Here is a 14518-nt window from a genome sequence, read left to right as displayed (position 1 = left end):
CCCTCCACGATTGCCGAGAATCCGATGCCCGTGCGACGCGCCGAACCCACCCCCACCTCTGAATTCCTGCCCGCACACACGCTCTCCGCCCTGCTGCGTCGATGTGCCGACCGCCGCGGCGACGAACCCGCCGTCACCTACCTCGACCACTCCCGGGTCCGGGACGGCGCGGCCACCACCGTGACCTGGAGCGAACTCGACGAACGGGTCGACGCCGTGGCCGCGTGGATCCGGCCCCGGGCGGCCGCGGGGGACCGGGTCGCGGTGATGTGCGCCCAGTCGGTCGACTACCTCGCGTCGTTCCTCGGAGTGCTCCGCGCCGGGCTGATCGCCGTACCCCTCTTCCCGCCGGGGGACACCCGGCAGTGGCCGCGGCTGTCCGGCGTGCTCGCCGACTGCGCGCCGACCCTGCTGCTCACCACCTGGCGTGAGGTGCACGCCGTGCAGAAGTTCGCCGTCGCCGAGGGCCTCTCCGAGGGCCGGGTGGTCGCGGTCGACGCGCTGCCCGCCGCCGCCGGCGAGCGGATCGCCGAACCCGACCGGACCGACCCCGACGACATCGCCTACCTCCAGTACACCTCCGGCTCCACCAGGGCCCCGGCCGGCGTCATGGTGAGTCACCGCAACGTCCTCGCCAACTGCCGACAGGCCATCGACACCTTCGGCATGCGGCCCGGACACACCGTCAACGTCTCCTGGCTGCCGCTCTTCCACGACATGGGACTGGTGATCGGACTCGCCTGCCCCGTGGTGTCGCAGACCCGGTCGGTGCTGATGGACCCGGAGGCGTTCCTGGCCGACCCGACCCGGTGGCTGCGCGCGATGTCCGCCAACCCGGGCGCCATCACCGCCGCGCCGAGCTTCGCCTACGGTTACGCCGCGACGCGGGTCGGGGAGGACGACCGCGCGCTGCTGAACCTCGACCACGTGGTCGCGCTGATCGACGGCAGCGAACCGGTCCTGCCCGCCAACATCGAGTTGTTCCGCGCGGCGTTCGCCGACTGCGGCCTGCCGGCACGGGCGCACCGCCCCGCCTACGGACTGGCCGAGGCGACCGTACTGGTGTCGGCCTCGCCCGCCGGGGAAGAGCCGCGGGTGATCCGCCTGGACCGGGACGCCCTCGCCGCCGGACACGCCGTCCGGACGGCGGACCCGCGGGGGGAGACGCCGACGGGAGCACCGGACGGCCCCGGCGTGACCGCGCTGGTCGACTGCGGTCCGCCCGCCGACCAGCGGATCCGGATCACCGACCCGGCCACGGCCCAGCCGCTGCCCGAGGGCCGGGTGGGCGAGGTCTGGGTCAGCGGCGAGAACGTGGGCCTGGGCTACTGGGGCAGGCCCCAGGAGACGGCGGCCGTCTTCGTCCAGGACGGGGAGAGCCGCTGGCTGCGCACCGGAGACCTCGGCGTGCTCGTCGACGGACACCTCTGCGTCACCGGCCGCATCAAGGACCTCGTGGTCCTGGACGGACGCAACCACTATCCGCAGGACATGGAGATCACCGCCGAGCAGGCACACCCCGGCGTGCGCCGGCACGCGGTGGCCGCCTTCGGCATCCCGACCGACGACGGCGAGCGCCTCGTCCTGCTGGCCGAGCGGGCCAGGGGCGTCGAGCCGGACACCGCCCACGACAGCGAGATCATCGCCGCGGTGCGGACGGCGCTGAGCGACGTGCACGGCGTCGGACTGCACGCGATGGTGCTGCTCGGGCCGGGCGAGGTGCCACGCACCTCCAGCGGCAAGATCAGCCGGTCCGGTTCCCGGGCCCTCTTCCTGCGGAACGCGTCATGACGGCCGCGCCGCGCGACGAGCGCGCCTGGCTGCGCTGGCTGCGTACCCGGGTCGGCGCCGAGCTGGGCCACGAACTCACCGACGCGGACCTGTCCCGTCCGCTGCGCGAGTGCGGGCTGTCCTCACGGCAGACCGTCGCCGTCGCCGCGGACATCGCCCGCCGGGCCGGCCGCGACCTGCCTCCCACGCTGCTGTGGAGCGCGCCCACCGTCACCGACCTGGCGAGGGTGCTCGCCGAGGCGGCCGGCCCCGAGGAGCCGGCCGAGGCGCACGCGACCGCGTTCCCGCCGGTCGCGGTGGTGGGGCTCGCGTGCCGGGTGCCCGGCGCCGCCACGGCCGAGGCGTACTGGTCCCTCCTGCTGGAGAGCCGGGACGCGGTCGGAGAGATCCCCGCCGAGCGCTGGCCGCAGGCGGGTGACGACGTGCCGCGACAGGCGGGCGTCCTCGACGGCATCGCCTCCTTCGACGCCGAGTTCTTCGGCATCTCCCCCGAGGAGGCCGCGCTGATGGACCCGCAGCAGCGGCTGCTGCTGGAGGTCGCCTGGGAGGCCCTGGCGCACGCCGGGATGCCGCCGGGCCGGCTGCGCGGCACGGACACCGGCGTCTACGTCGGACTGTCGGCCACCGAGTACTCGCTGCTCACCCTCGCCGACGCGACCAGGGCCGACACCTGGTCCAGCCAGGGCGCGGCGGCCTCGATCGCGGCCAACCGGCTCTCCTACGCCCTGGGCGTGCACGGCCCCAGCATGACCATCGACACCGCGTGCTCGTCGTCCCTGGTGGCCGTGTACCAGGCGGCGCGCGCACTGGCGCTGCGTGAGGCCGACACCGCCCTGGCCTGCGGGGTCAACCTGCTGATCACCCCGGGGGTGAGCGCCTCGTTCGCCGCCGCCGGCGCGCTGGCCCCGGACGGGCGGTGCAAACCGTTCGACGCGGCCGCGGACGGCATCGTCCGCGGCGAGGGCTGCGGTGTGGTCGTCCTCAAGCGGCTCACCGACGCCCGCCGGGCGGGGGACCGGATACTCGCCGTGATCCGCGGCGGGGCCGTCAACTCCGACGGCCGCTCCAACGGCCTGCTGGCCCCCAACCCGCTGGCCCAGCGGCGACTGCTGCGCCAGGCGTACGCCTCGGCCGGGGTCGCGCCGTCCACCGTCGACTACGTGGAGGCGCACGGGACCGGGACCCTGCTCGGCGACCCCATCGAGGCGACCGCCCTGACCGAGGCCCTCGCCGCCGACCGGCCCGAGAGCCAGCCGCTGCTCACCGGCTCGGTCAAGAGCAACATCGGCCACCTGGAGGGCGCCGCGGGCATCGCCGGCCTGATCAAGACCGTGCTGGCCCTGCACCACGGCCGTATCCCGGCCAGCCGCAACCACACCGAACCCAACCCCCACATCGACATGTCACGGCTGCGGGTGGTCACCGAGAGCACGCCGTGGCCCCGGCACTCCGGCCAGGCCCGCGCCGGGGTGTCCGCCTTCGGGTTCGGCGGGACCAACGCCCACCTCGTCCTGGAGGAGTGGCCGCGCGCCGCGCCACCGCCCGCGCAGCCGCAGCGCCGCCCGGCGGTGATCGCCCTCGGCGCCCCGACCACCGAGCGGCTCGCCCGCGACGCCCGTACGCTCGCCGACCGGCTGGCCGAACGGGACGTGGACCCGCACGAACTGGCCGCCGCGCTCGCCCACGGCCGCGACCACGGCACCTGCCGCGCCACGATCGTCGCCACCGAGCAGTCCGACGTCCTCGACGCGCTGCGCGCCCTCGCCGCCGGCCGCCCGCACGAACTGCTGGACACCGCGCGGCCGTCCCCGGCGCTCGACCGGGCACCGGTGTTCGTGTTCTCCGGCTACGGATCGCAGTGGCCGGCGATGGGCGCCCGCCTCCTCCAGGAGGAACCGGCGTTCGCCCGCGCGGTGGCCGGACTCGACGCCCACTACACCGAACTGGCGGGGTTCTCGCTCTCGGCAGCCCTGGACGGGACCGCGGGCGCCGGGGAGTTCCGGGTCCACCAGCCCGCGCTGTTCGGCATGCAGCTCGCGCTGGCCGAGCTGTGGCGCGCCCACGGCGTCACCCCCGGCGCGGTGATCGGGCACTCGATCGGCGAGATCGCCGCCGCCGTCGTGGCGGGCGGGCTGACCGCCAGGGACGGCCTGCGGGTGGTGCTCGCCCGCTCCGCCCTGCTGTCCGGGATCGACAGCGCGGGCACGGGGGCGATGGCGGTGGTCGAACTGTCACCGGCCGCACTCGCCGAACTGGGCGAGGCGTTCCCCGGCGTCACCGTCGCCGTGCACGCGTCCCCGACCCAGTGCACCGTCAGCGGACCGCGCGACCAGGTCACCGCCCTGGTCGCGCACGTCGGCTCGGGCGGCGGCATGGCACGGCTGCTGAAGGTGGGCGGCGCCGGCCACTCGGCGGCGGTGGACCCGCTGCTGGGCCGGTTCCGCGCCGACCTCGGACCGCTCCACCCCGCCCCGCCCATGATCCCGGTGTACTCCAGCGTCACCGACGACCCCCGCGCGAAGGCCGGCTTCGGCACCGACCACTGGGCGGCCAACCTGCGCCGGCCGGTCCGGTTCACCCAGGCCGTGGCGGCCGCCCTCGACGACGGCCACAACGCCTTCATAGAGGTGTCCGCGCACCCCATCGCGACGATCTCGGTCGAGCAGACCGCGGCCGGCCGGGAGCCCGCCGTCCAGGTGCTGGCGACCCTGCGCCGTGACCCGGACCGTTCGACCGGGGGATTCGCCGCCGCGCTGGCCCGCGCCCACGTCCTGGGGCACCCGGACGCCCTGCTCGCCCGGCACCCCGGCCGAGTGGTGCTCGACCTGCCCGCGCCGGGCTGGGAGCACCGCGAGTACTGGGCCCCGCCCGCCCCCGCGGGCCGGCCCGCCGGAGGCCACCCGATGCTGGGGGAGGGCGACGAACTGCCCGAGGGCGACGGCCACGTGTGGTTCGGCGACGTCGGGCTCGCCGACCACCCCTGGCTGGCCGACCACGCCGTCGACGGCATCCCGGTCCTGCCGGCCACCGCGCACCTGGAACTGGTGCTCGCCGCCGGCCGGTCCGTGCTCGGCCCGGCCGCGGTGCGCGACCTCGTCCTGCACCGCATGCTTCCGCTGGCCGACAGCACCCGGGTGTGTCTGCGCGGGCGGCGCACCGGCACCGGCGTGCACCTCCGCGTGTACGGACCGGTGGGGGACCGGCACGTACTGCTGGCCGAGGCCACCGCCGAGCCGGCCGGACGCCGTCCGGCCGACGCCATCGCCGTGCCCGACGGCGACCCGGTCGATCTCTACTCGCGGCTGGACGGCGTCGGCCAGCGCTACGGCCCGGCGTTCCGGGCGCTGCGGTCGGCCACGGCGTCGGCGGGCACCGCCCGGGCCGACCTCACCGTGCCCGGACACCTGCGCCCCCGCCGCTTCCACCTGCACCCCGCCAGTGCCGACGCCTGTCTGCACGCGCTGGCCGCGGCGGTCGACGCCGATGAGGCCGCGCACACGGCCTGGCTGCCGGTCCGCTTCGGCGGCGTACGCGTGTGGGGCGACGTCGCAACAGGCGTACGGGTCCGGGCCAGGCTCGCGCCGGCCGGAGAGGGCGCCGTCCGCCGCGGGGACGTACAACTCCTCGACGCCGACGACCGGGTGGTGGCGGCGTTCGAATCCGTCGAGTGCGCCCCCCTGCCCGGCGGAGACATCCCCCTGGGCCTCGACCGGCTCGGCCACCACGCCGTCTGGACCCCGCTGCCGCACGACGGGACACCCCGGCCCGCGGGCACGCATGTGCTGCTCGATCACGGAGCCGCCTGGACGGCCGAACTGGCCGACGAGATCGCCGCCCGGGGAGGGCAGGTCCACCTCGCCCCGGCGCACGAGGCCGCCACCGCCGGTACCGCCGGCCGGGACAGCGTGATCCTGGCCCTCGACGGCCCCGCCGAACCGCTCGATCCGCACGCGGCCCGGCGGCTGGTCGCCTCGGTCGCGGACACCGTCCGTGCCCTGGCCGAACTCGACACCCCGCCACGGCTGTGGCTGGTGACCCGGGGCGCCGCCCCGCTCACCGACGACCGGACCGGACACCCGGGCACGGCGGCACTGCGCGCGCTGATCCGGGTACTCGCCTTCGAACACCCGGAGTTGCGAGCCACCCTGGTGGACCTCGACCCGGCACCCGGCCGGCCGGCCGTCACGGAGGCGGCCGCCGAGATCCTCGCGTCCGCGCCGGACGACGAGGTCGCCTGGCGCGACGGCATCCGGCACGTCCGCAGACTGCGGGGCGGCGCCCCCGCGCCGGGCGCCCCGCGCACGCCGGTCGTACGCCCGGGCTCCTACCTGATCACCGGCGGTCTCACCGGCCTCGGTCTGGCCACCGCCGAGTGGCTGGCCGAGCGGGGCGCGACCCGGCTGGTGCTCGCCGGCCGCCGGACGCCCGGCCCCACCGCGGCCGGGAGCATCGAGCGGATGCGCGCGGCGGGCGTCGAGGTGGCCGTGGTCACCGGGGACATCGCCGCCTCCGGCACCGCGGACCGCATGGTCGCCGAAGGCGGTGCGGACGGCACCCCGGTCCGGGGTGTCATCCACGCGGCGGGCGCCCTCGACGACGCGGCCGTGGTGGCCATGACCGACGGCCAGCTCGACGCGGTCTGGCGGGCCAAGGCCGACGGCGCCCTGCGGCTGCACGAGGCGACGGCGGCGCTCGACCTGGATTGGTGGGTGGACTACTCCTCGGCCGCGGCCCTGCTCGGGTCCCCGGGCCAGGCCGCCTACGCCACCGCGAACGCCTGGCTCGACGCCTTCGGCGCCCACCGGCGCGCGCGGGGCGTCCCGGTGGTCACCGTCCACTGGGGTGCCTGGTCCGGGATCGGCGCCGCCGTCGTGGCGGCGGAGTCCTCCGCCGCGCGCCTCGGACCCGTCGAAGGGTTCGCCGCCCTGGGCGAGCTGCTGGCCTCGGGGCTCTCCCAGGTCGGTGTGTTCCGGCTGGACATGAGCGCGGTACGGGACCTGTTCCCCGACGCCGCGGACCGGGCCTACTTCGCGGAGCACGCGGCGCCGGCGCCGTCCACGGCGCGTCCGGTCGTCGACGCCGCCGAACCGGAGGCCATCGCCGGCCACCTGCTCGGCGTGTTCGGCGACCTGCTCCGCGTCGACGCCTCCTCGCTCGACCCCGACGTGCCCCTGACGTCGCTCGGACTGGACTCGCTCACCGCCATGCGGGCCCGCTCCACCGTCGAACGCGACCTCGGGGTGCCGCTGCCGCTCCCCCTGCTGCTGCGTGGCGCCTCCACCACGGAACTCGCCACCGCCCTGGCCGAACGGCTCACCACCCCCACGACACCGGCACCCGAGCGGCGGCCGGGGACCGGGGGAGCCCCGGGTCCGGAAGCGGGCGCCGAGCGCACCCTGGCACCGGAGCCGCACGCCGGTGGCGCCCCGGCACGGGAGCCGCGCCCCGGTAGTACCCCGGGACCGAATCCGCGCCCCGGGAAAGCCCCGGGACCGGAACCGCGTGACACCGCCGAGCGCTGGGTGGCCCGGCACTGGCGCCGGGTGTTCGGCGCCCACGCGAACACCGTCGACGTCACGCCGGCGGCCGCGGGTGCCGAGGAGTCGGACCTGGTCCGCCTCGCGCACGAGATGAACGCCGCGCTGCCCGGGGACGACCCGGTCCGGCTCACCCCCGCGGACACGATCGCGACCGTCGCCGACGCCCTGCGCCACCGCATCGAGGGCGACGCGGCCGACGGCCCGGTACGGGTGCTCGCCGACCGCGGACACCACCCGGCGCTCTTCCTGTTCCACCCCTCGGGCGGCCCCACCGCCGTCTACCAGCCACTCGCCGACCGGATCGGTGCGACGGCCAACTGCTACGGACTGGAACGGCTCGACGCCCTCGACACCGTGGAGGCCAAGGCCGCCGCCTACATCGAGGAGATCCGCCGGCTGCGCCCCCACGGCCCCTACCGGCTCGGCGGCTGGTCCTTCGGCGGCTGCCTCGCCTACGAGGTCGCGCGGCAACTGACCGCCGCCGGCGCCGAGGTCGACCTGCTCTTCCTGATCGACGCCATCCTTCCGCTGCCCACCGACGACATCGACCGGGCCCGCCGCACCCGCGTCGCGCGCTACGCCGAGCACATCGAGCACACCTACGGCGTCGCCCTCGGCCTGGACGCCGCGGCCCAGCACGAGGGAACCGACCTCGACCTGTTCGAACAGGTCATCGCCCGCGTCCGCGAACGGGTCCCGCAGATGGGCCGGGCCGCCCTGCACCACCAGTACACCTCGTACCTCGACGCGCGCATCGCCGAGGTCTACCGGCCGCGGCCGTACCACGGCCCGGTCCTGCTCTTCCGGGCGGCCGAGCCGCACCCGCTCACCACGTCGCTCGACCCGCGCTACCTGCGCACCGACACCGCCCTGGGCTGGGACGCCCGCTGCCCCGACCTCGAAGTCGTCCACGTCCCCGGGGACCACATCTCCGTGATCGATCCGCCGCACATCGACGTCGTGGCACATCGGCTGCTCAAGGAACTGGAGTCGATGACACGCGACGGGGGAGGCCACCATGGATGACCACTACCTGGACGGCATCGCCGTCAGCATCGCCGACCTGCTCGCCCGCGACGAGGAAGTCCTGCGAGTCAACGAGAAGAGCGCGGTCGAACGGCAGCACGCCAAAGGCAAGCTGACCGCGCGGGAGCGGATCGACCTGCTCGTCGACCCCGGCTCCTTCACCGAGTTCGACCGCTTCGCCCGGCACCGCTGCACCGACTTCGGCATGGCGGACAACCGTCCCTACGGCGACGGCGTGGTGACCGGCCAGGCCACCGTGGACGGACGCCCCATCTGCGTGTTCTCCCAGGACTTCAGCATCCTGGGCGGCAGCCTCGGCGAGGTCTTCGGCGAGAAGATCCTCAAGATCATGGACCGGGCCCTCGACATCGGGTGCCCGATCGTGGGCATCAACGACTCCGGCGGGGCCCGCATCCAGGAGGGCGTGACCTCGCTGGCGTACTACGCCGAGATCGCCATGCGCAACGTCGCCGCCTCCGGAGTGGTGCCGCAGATCTCGCTGATCCTCGGGCCCTGCGCGGGCGGTGCGGTCTACACCCCGGCCCTCACCGACTTCACCGTGATGGTCGACCGGACGGCGCACATGTTCGTCACCGGACCGGACGTCGTCGCCGCCGTCACCGGGGAACGCGTCAGCGCCACCGACCTCGGCGGGGCCGTCGTGAACAGCACGGTGTCCGGCAACGCCCACTACCGGGCCGGCGACGAGCACGACGCCGTCGACTGGGTCCGCACCCTCCTGGGCTACCTCCCGGCCAACAACATGGACCCCGTTCCCACCTACCGGTCCACCTCCGGCGACGAGATCACCCTCACCGACCGGGCGCTGGAGTCCCTGGTCCCCAGCGATCCCGACCAGTCGTACGACATGCGGGAACTCGTCACCGCGCTCGCCGACGACGGCGAGTTCCTGGAGGTGCACGAGGGGTTCGCGCCGAACATGCTCTGCGCGTTCGCCAGTATCGAGGGCGGCACGGTCGGCGTCGTGGCCAACCAGCCCCGCCACCTCGCCGGCGTCATCGACATCGACGCCTCCGAGAAGGCGGCCCGTTTCATCCGGTTCTGCGACGCCTTCGGCATCCCGCTGCTCACCCTGGCCGACGTCCCCGGATACCTGCCCGGCGTGGCCCAGGAACGGGCGGGCATCATCCGGCGCGGAGCCAAGCTCCTCTACGCGTACGCGGAGGCGACCGTCCCCAAGGTGACCGTCGTGGTCCGCAAGGCCTACGGCGGCGGCTACGCGGTCATGGGCTCCAAGCACCTCGGCGCCGACATCAACCTCGCCTGGCCCTCGGCGGAGATCGCGGTGATGGGCGCCGAGGGCGCGGTGGCCGTCCTGCACCGCCGCACGCTCGGCGAGGCCGACGAAGGCGACCGCGACCGGCTCAGGCAAGCGCTGGTGGACGACTACCGGGCCAGGACGGCGTCACCGTACCTGGCAGCCGAGCGGGGCTATGTCGATCGCGTCATACGCCCCGCGGCGACCCGGATCGAGGTGGCGCGGGCACTTCGCTCGCTCCGCTCGAAACGCAAGAGGCTCCCCGCCCGCAAGCACGGCAACATCCCGCTGTGAGCCCAGCCNCCCAGCCCCACTCCCAGCCCCACTCCCAGCCCCACCCCCAGCCCCACCCCCAGTCCCGAGGAAGACGATGAGAGGAAAGAGCATGGGAATCCCGCGCAGACATCGTGCGGCTGTCGTGGCCCTGCTGGCCGCCGCGCTGGCCGCAGGCCCGCTCACCCCCGCGGCGACGCCCGCCACCGCGTCCGTGCCCCCGTCCGGGACGGCGTCCACGTCGGCGTCCGGGGCCGCCGCGTTCCTGCCCGCCGACGACGGCGCGCAGATCGTGCGCGAGACCCGCGTCGACGACCGCACGCTCGACCTGGAGATCGACTCGCCCGCGCTCGGCCGGCGGGCGACGGTCCGGGTCCTCCTCCCCACGGGCTGGGCCGGCCAGCCCGGCCGGACCTGGCCGACCCTGTGGCTGCTGCACGGCTGCTGCGAGCCCGCCGACTACCGCGCGTGGACCCAGTTCACCGACGTCGAGGAGTTCACCGCCGACAAAGAGACGATGGTCGTCATGCCCTCCGGCGGGGCGGCCGGAATGTACTCGGCATGGTGGAATTTCGGCCTCAGTACGAAGCCGGACTGGGAGACCTTCCATGTGACCGAGACCCGGCAACTCCTCGAACGCAACTACCGGGCGGGCACCCGGCGTTCCGTGGCCGGCCTGTCCATCGGCGGATTCGGCGCCATGCACTACGCGTTCCGGCACCCGGAGCTGTTCGGCGCGGCCGCCTCTTATAGCGGAATGCTAAACACGCTGTCCTTTGGTGTTCCCGCGCTGATAAAAACCATCCTGGTCCGGGAGGGAATCTGGAACTGGACGGCCCTGTGGGGTGAAGAGCTGCTGACCAACAAGTTGTGGCGCTCCCACAACCCGTACGACAACATCGAGCCACTGCGCGGAAAAGCGCTCTACGTCTCGTCCGGAAACGGCCAGCCCAGTGATCTCGCGCCGCAGGAGAGTGCCGACGCCCTCGAACCCGCGGCCCTGGGAACCTCGAAGCAATTCGTCGAAAAACTCCGCGCCAACGGGGTGGCGGTGACCGACGATTTCTACGGAAAAGGCACGCACGACTGGCCATATTGGGAACGCGCGCTGCATCGGTCCTGGCCCACTCTTGCCGAAGGGCTCGGTTTATGAGACAAGTTGTCAGCAGCAGTTGACACCGTGCCGGCCGGAGGTGCTCGGGTGGGAAGGAACAACGTCACGGCCCCGATCTACGACCCTTGGTTCGAATTACCGGTCGAGATGGCCCAGGTACTGCGACCCCGGGCGGACACCATCGCCACCGAGATGATCGAGGTCATCCAGCGCAGCGTGGCCAGCTACCGCGGGTCGCTGGAATCCCCGGTCGGGCGTGACCTGGTCGGCGCGGTCCGGCGTGCCGTCTACCAGTTCGTGGAACTCATCGAGGACCCCGGGCGGCCCCAGGACCAGGTCACCGCCTACTTCCGCAGGCTCGGCCGCACCGAGTTCTTCGCCGGCCGCGACCTCGACCACCTCCAGGAGGCGTATCGCATCGGGGCGCAGGTCGCCTGCCGGTGCTACGTCGAATCGGCCCGGCAGGCCGACCTGCCGCTCTCGGCGGTGCTGCGGCTGGGCGAGGCCGTGCTGGTGCACATCAACGCCCTGGCCAACGAGTCGACCAAGGGCTATGCCGAGGCCAAAGCGGTGGGCACCGACGAACTGGCCGACCACCGGCGCGCCTTGGCCGAGCGGCTGCTGCAGCGCGACCTCGACGGCGGTGCGGCGCTGGAGGTGCTGGCCGACAAGGCCCGGTGGCCCCTGCCCGACCAGGTCTCCTGTCTCGTCGTCGAGAACCAGACGGCGGCGCCGCCCGGCCACCTCCAGGACGTTCTGTTCGTCACCCGCGGCACCGAACTGCGCGCGGTCGTCCCGGTCACGGCCGCCGGCGGACCCGAACGGGAGCAGCGCCTGCGGGCGGCGTTCCCCGGCAGGCGCCTGGTGGTGGGCCCGGCGGTTGCGCTGGCGGAGGCGTGGCTGTCGCTGCACTGCGCCCGCCTGACGGTGCATCACATCCGGCGGGGCCGCATCCCGGGCGGTTCGTCGCTGGTGCGGGCCGAGACACATCTGACCGACCTGATCCTGCTGGCGGGCGACCCGGTCAGCGCCCTGGTGGTCGAGCGGCTGACCGATCCCCTGGGAGGACTGTCGCTCGGCAAGGCCAAACGCCTGGAGGAGACGCTGCGCGCGCTGCTCTCCTCCTGGAGCCGGTCCGCGCCGGAGGTCGCCGCGGCCCTCGGCATCCATCCCCAGACGGCCCGCAACCGGCTGCGCCAGCTCAGGGAACTTCTCGGCGACCGCCTCGGCGACGCCAACTTCCGCTTCGACGCGGAACTGGCGCTCCGCCTCCGGGAGACGTCGTACGGACGGAGCGGAGCGGACGCCTGACCGTCCGCGGATCCGCCGCAGCGGCGTGCCCCGCCGGCGCCGGCGGCGTCACTTCCTGGGCAGTCCCTCCCACACGCGGGCGGCCATGGCGTCCGCCTCGTCCTGTGGGGTGCCGGCCCGCACGAGGATGATCCCGCGGGACCGGTCGGGGAAGGTGACCTCGCGCATGACCGTACCCAGCGGGCTCGGCGACGGCTCGTCCGGCATGGCAGCCCCAATCTCTGGACGACAACCGCCAGGCTAGCGGCCGGCGGGCATCCCGGCGGGCGTGGACGATCGCGCGTCCGGGTGATCCGGGCCGGCCACCGGGTGGTGAGCGCCGACGGGCTTCGGGACCCGCGGCGATCATCCTCGTTCACCATTGCTTGCATCTCCAACGGCATCTCCCGCGGGCAGCCGCAGGTATACGGTCCGAAACGGTCCCCCCTGATCAGGTTCACCGCACCGGTGAGCCGGGCCGACCGAGCCGACCGAGCCGCGCAGAGGTGTCAATGTCGACCACCGCTTCCCCGATACCGCCCCAGCCCGCCCCCGCGTCCCCACCGCCCCGGCGCGCCAGGGCCACCCTCGTCCTCGCCTGCCTCGGTGTCTTCGTCTCCTATCTGCCGGTGGTCGGTGTCTCCACCGCGCTGCCGGTGCTGCACGAGGCGCTCGACGCGGACACCGCCGGACTGCAGTGGATCACCGACTCCTTCATCCTGCCGACCGCCGCACTGCTCCTGACCTGCGGAATGCTGGCCGACCTGTACGGCCGTAAGAAGGTCTACGTGGCCGGGCTGGCGTTCTTCTGCGCCGGCTCGGCGGTCTGTCTCAGCGCCGACGGCGTCGTCCAGGTCTGCGTCGGCCAGGCGCTCACCGGCGTCGGCACAGCGTGTCTGCTGCCCGCCACCCTCGCGCTGATCAGCCACGTCTGTCCCGACCCCCGCGTCAGGGCCCGCGCCATCGCGGCGTGGACCGCCTCCCTCGGCCTGGGGCTGACGCTCGGGCCGCTCATCGACGGCCTCCTCGTCCAGGAGGCCGGCTGGCGCTGGATGTTCCTGCCGGCGCTGGTCCTCGCCGCCCTCACCGCCCTCGCCGGTGCCCTGCTGCTGACCGACTCCCGGGCCCAGCGCGAACGCCACCTGGACCTCCCCGGGCAACTCCTCGCCGTCGTCGCGATCACCGCGCTGGTCTACGCCGTCATCGAGGGCGGCGTGGCCGGCTGGGGCTCCGCGCACACCGTGACCGGTTTCGTGGTGGCGGTCCTCGCGCTCCCCGCCTTCGTCGCCGTCGAACTGCGCTCGCCCTGCCCCATGCTGGACATGCGGCTGTTCCGCTCGCGGGCGTTCTCCGGCGCCGCGCTCGTCATGGGCGTCACCCTCTTCGCCCAGGTCGGCCTGGTCTACACGCTCAGCCTGTACTTCGGCCTGGTGCACCACGCCTCGACCCTGGACATCGGCGTCCGGCTGCTGGCCGTCAACGGCTTCACCGTCCTCCTCGGCCCCGTCGTCGGACGGCTGATGAACCGGACCTCCCCGGGCCTGCTGCTGATCACCGGTCTGCTCGTCGGCGGCATCGGCGCCCTGTGCGTCTCCCTGTTCGACGCCACCACCGGGGCCGGCACCGCGACCCTGGTCGTCGCCGTGTTCGGCATCGGCATCGCGCTGGCGATGGCCCCCGTCACCACCCTCACCATGGACAGCCTGCCCTACCGGCTGGCGGGCACGGCCGGCGCCGCCAACAGCGCCCTGCGGCAGCTCGGCAGCGCGCTCGGCCCGGCCGTCTTCGGGGTGATCCTCGCCGGCCGCACCCTCGACGCCCTGCCCGGCCACCTCGCCGCCACCGGCCTCGCCGCCGCCGACCGGGGAAAGACGCTCGGCATCGTCACCGACGCCGGCATCGAGGCCGGAGCCCGTCTCCAGTTGGGCTCGGCCGAGGCCACGGCCGCCTACTGGGCGGCGTACGGCGCGAGTTTCAGCGACGCCCTGCAGACCTGCGCGGTCGTCGGCGGCGTGGGCATGCTGGTGGCCGCGGCGATCGCCGCGGCCCTGATCGGCGTACGCGGACGGCAGGCGCCCGGCCCGCGGGCCGGGACCGCCGCCGCCCTGACCGGGCCCGCCGCCGGCCCCGCCCCGGCCGAGTGTCCCGCTCACTCATGCGGGAAGTAGCCCCGTTATGTTTTTCGTGGTCCTGCAAGAGGGCCGC

Annotated in this window: 7 protein-coding genes; 6 read left to right on the top strand and 1 reads right to left on the bottom strand. The window is 74.3% G+C overall.

Annotated elements, in window-relative coordinates; all coding sequences use genetic code 11:
- Positions 1 to 24 precede the first annotated feature (24 nt).
- The 5 genes from ABEB00_RS07030 to ABEB00_RS07010 all read left to right on the top strand — a co-directional run bounded on the left by ABEB00_RS07030 (position 25) and on the right by ABEB00_RS07010 (position 12334).
- Complete coding sequence (locus ABEB00_RS07030; protein WP_345618082.1) at positions 25 to 1791, top strand: fatty acyl-AMP ligase; 1767 nt, start codon at positions 25 to 27, stop codon at positions 1789 to 1791.
- Entirely contained in the window at positions 1788 to 8357 is a 6570-nt protein-coding gene (locus ABEB00_RS07025) for an SDR family NAD(P)-dependent oxidoreductase (protein WP_345618081.1), read from the top strand. The genes ABEB00_RS07030 and ABEB00_RS07025 overlap by 4 nt, the downstream gene beginning before the upstream one ends.
- Positions 8350 to 9930, top strand: a complete 1581-nt coding sequence (locus ABEB00_RS07020; RefSeq protein ID WP_345618080.1) for an acyl-CoA carboxylase subunit beta — start codon at positions 8350 to 8352, stop codon at positions 9928 to 9930. The genes ABEB00_RS07025 and ABEB00_RS07020 overlap by 8 nt, the downstream gene beginning before the upstream one ends.
- Positions 9931 to 10054: 124 nt before the next feature.
- On the top strand, positions 10055 to 11062 hold the full coding sequence (locus ABEB00_RS07015) for an alpha/beta hydrolase (protein ID WP_345618079.1): 1008 nt from the start codon (positions 10055 to 10057) through the stop codon (positions 11060 to 11062).
- A 48-nt stretch (positions 11063 to 11110) separates the two neighbouring features.
- Positions 11111 to 12334, top strand: coding sequence for a PucR family transcriptional regulator (locus ABEB00_RS07010; protein ID WP_345618078.1), 1224 nt, complete (start codon positions 11111 to 11113; stop codon positions 12332 to 12334).
- 48 nt (positions 12335 to 12382) lie between these two features.
- Here ABEB00_RS07010 and ABEB00_RS07005 read toward each other — a convergent pair whose 3' ends face one another.
- The gene (locus tag ABEB00_RS07005) at positions 12383 to 12541 is read right to left on the bottom strand and encodes a hypothetical protein (protein ID WP_345618077.1); all 159 of its coding nucleotides are present in this window, start codon (positions 12539 to 12541) and stop codon (positions 12383 to 12385) included.
- A gap of 284 nt (positions 12542 to 12825) precedes the next feature.
- Here ABEB00_RS07005 and ABEB00_RS07000 point away from each other — a divergent pair, with 284 nt between their 5' ends.
- Positions 12826 to 14481, top strand: coding sequence for an MFS transporter (locus tag ABEB00_RS07000; protein WP_345618076.1), 1656 nt, complete (start codon positions 12826 to 12828; stop codon positions 14479 to 14481).
- Positions 14482 to 14518: the final 37 nt, after the last annotated feature.

This window comes from Streptomyces ziwulingensis (genome assembly GCF_039542605.1).
In the GTDB taxonomy this organism is placed as follows: Bacteria; Actinomycetota; Actinomycetes; order Streptomycetales; family Streptomycetaceae; genus Streptomyces; species Streptomyces ziwulingensis.
This window is presented reverse-complemented; position numbering and strand designations above follow the sequence as displayed.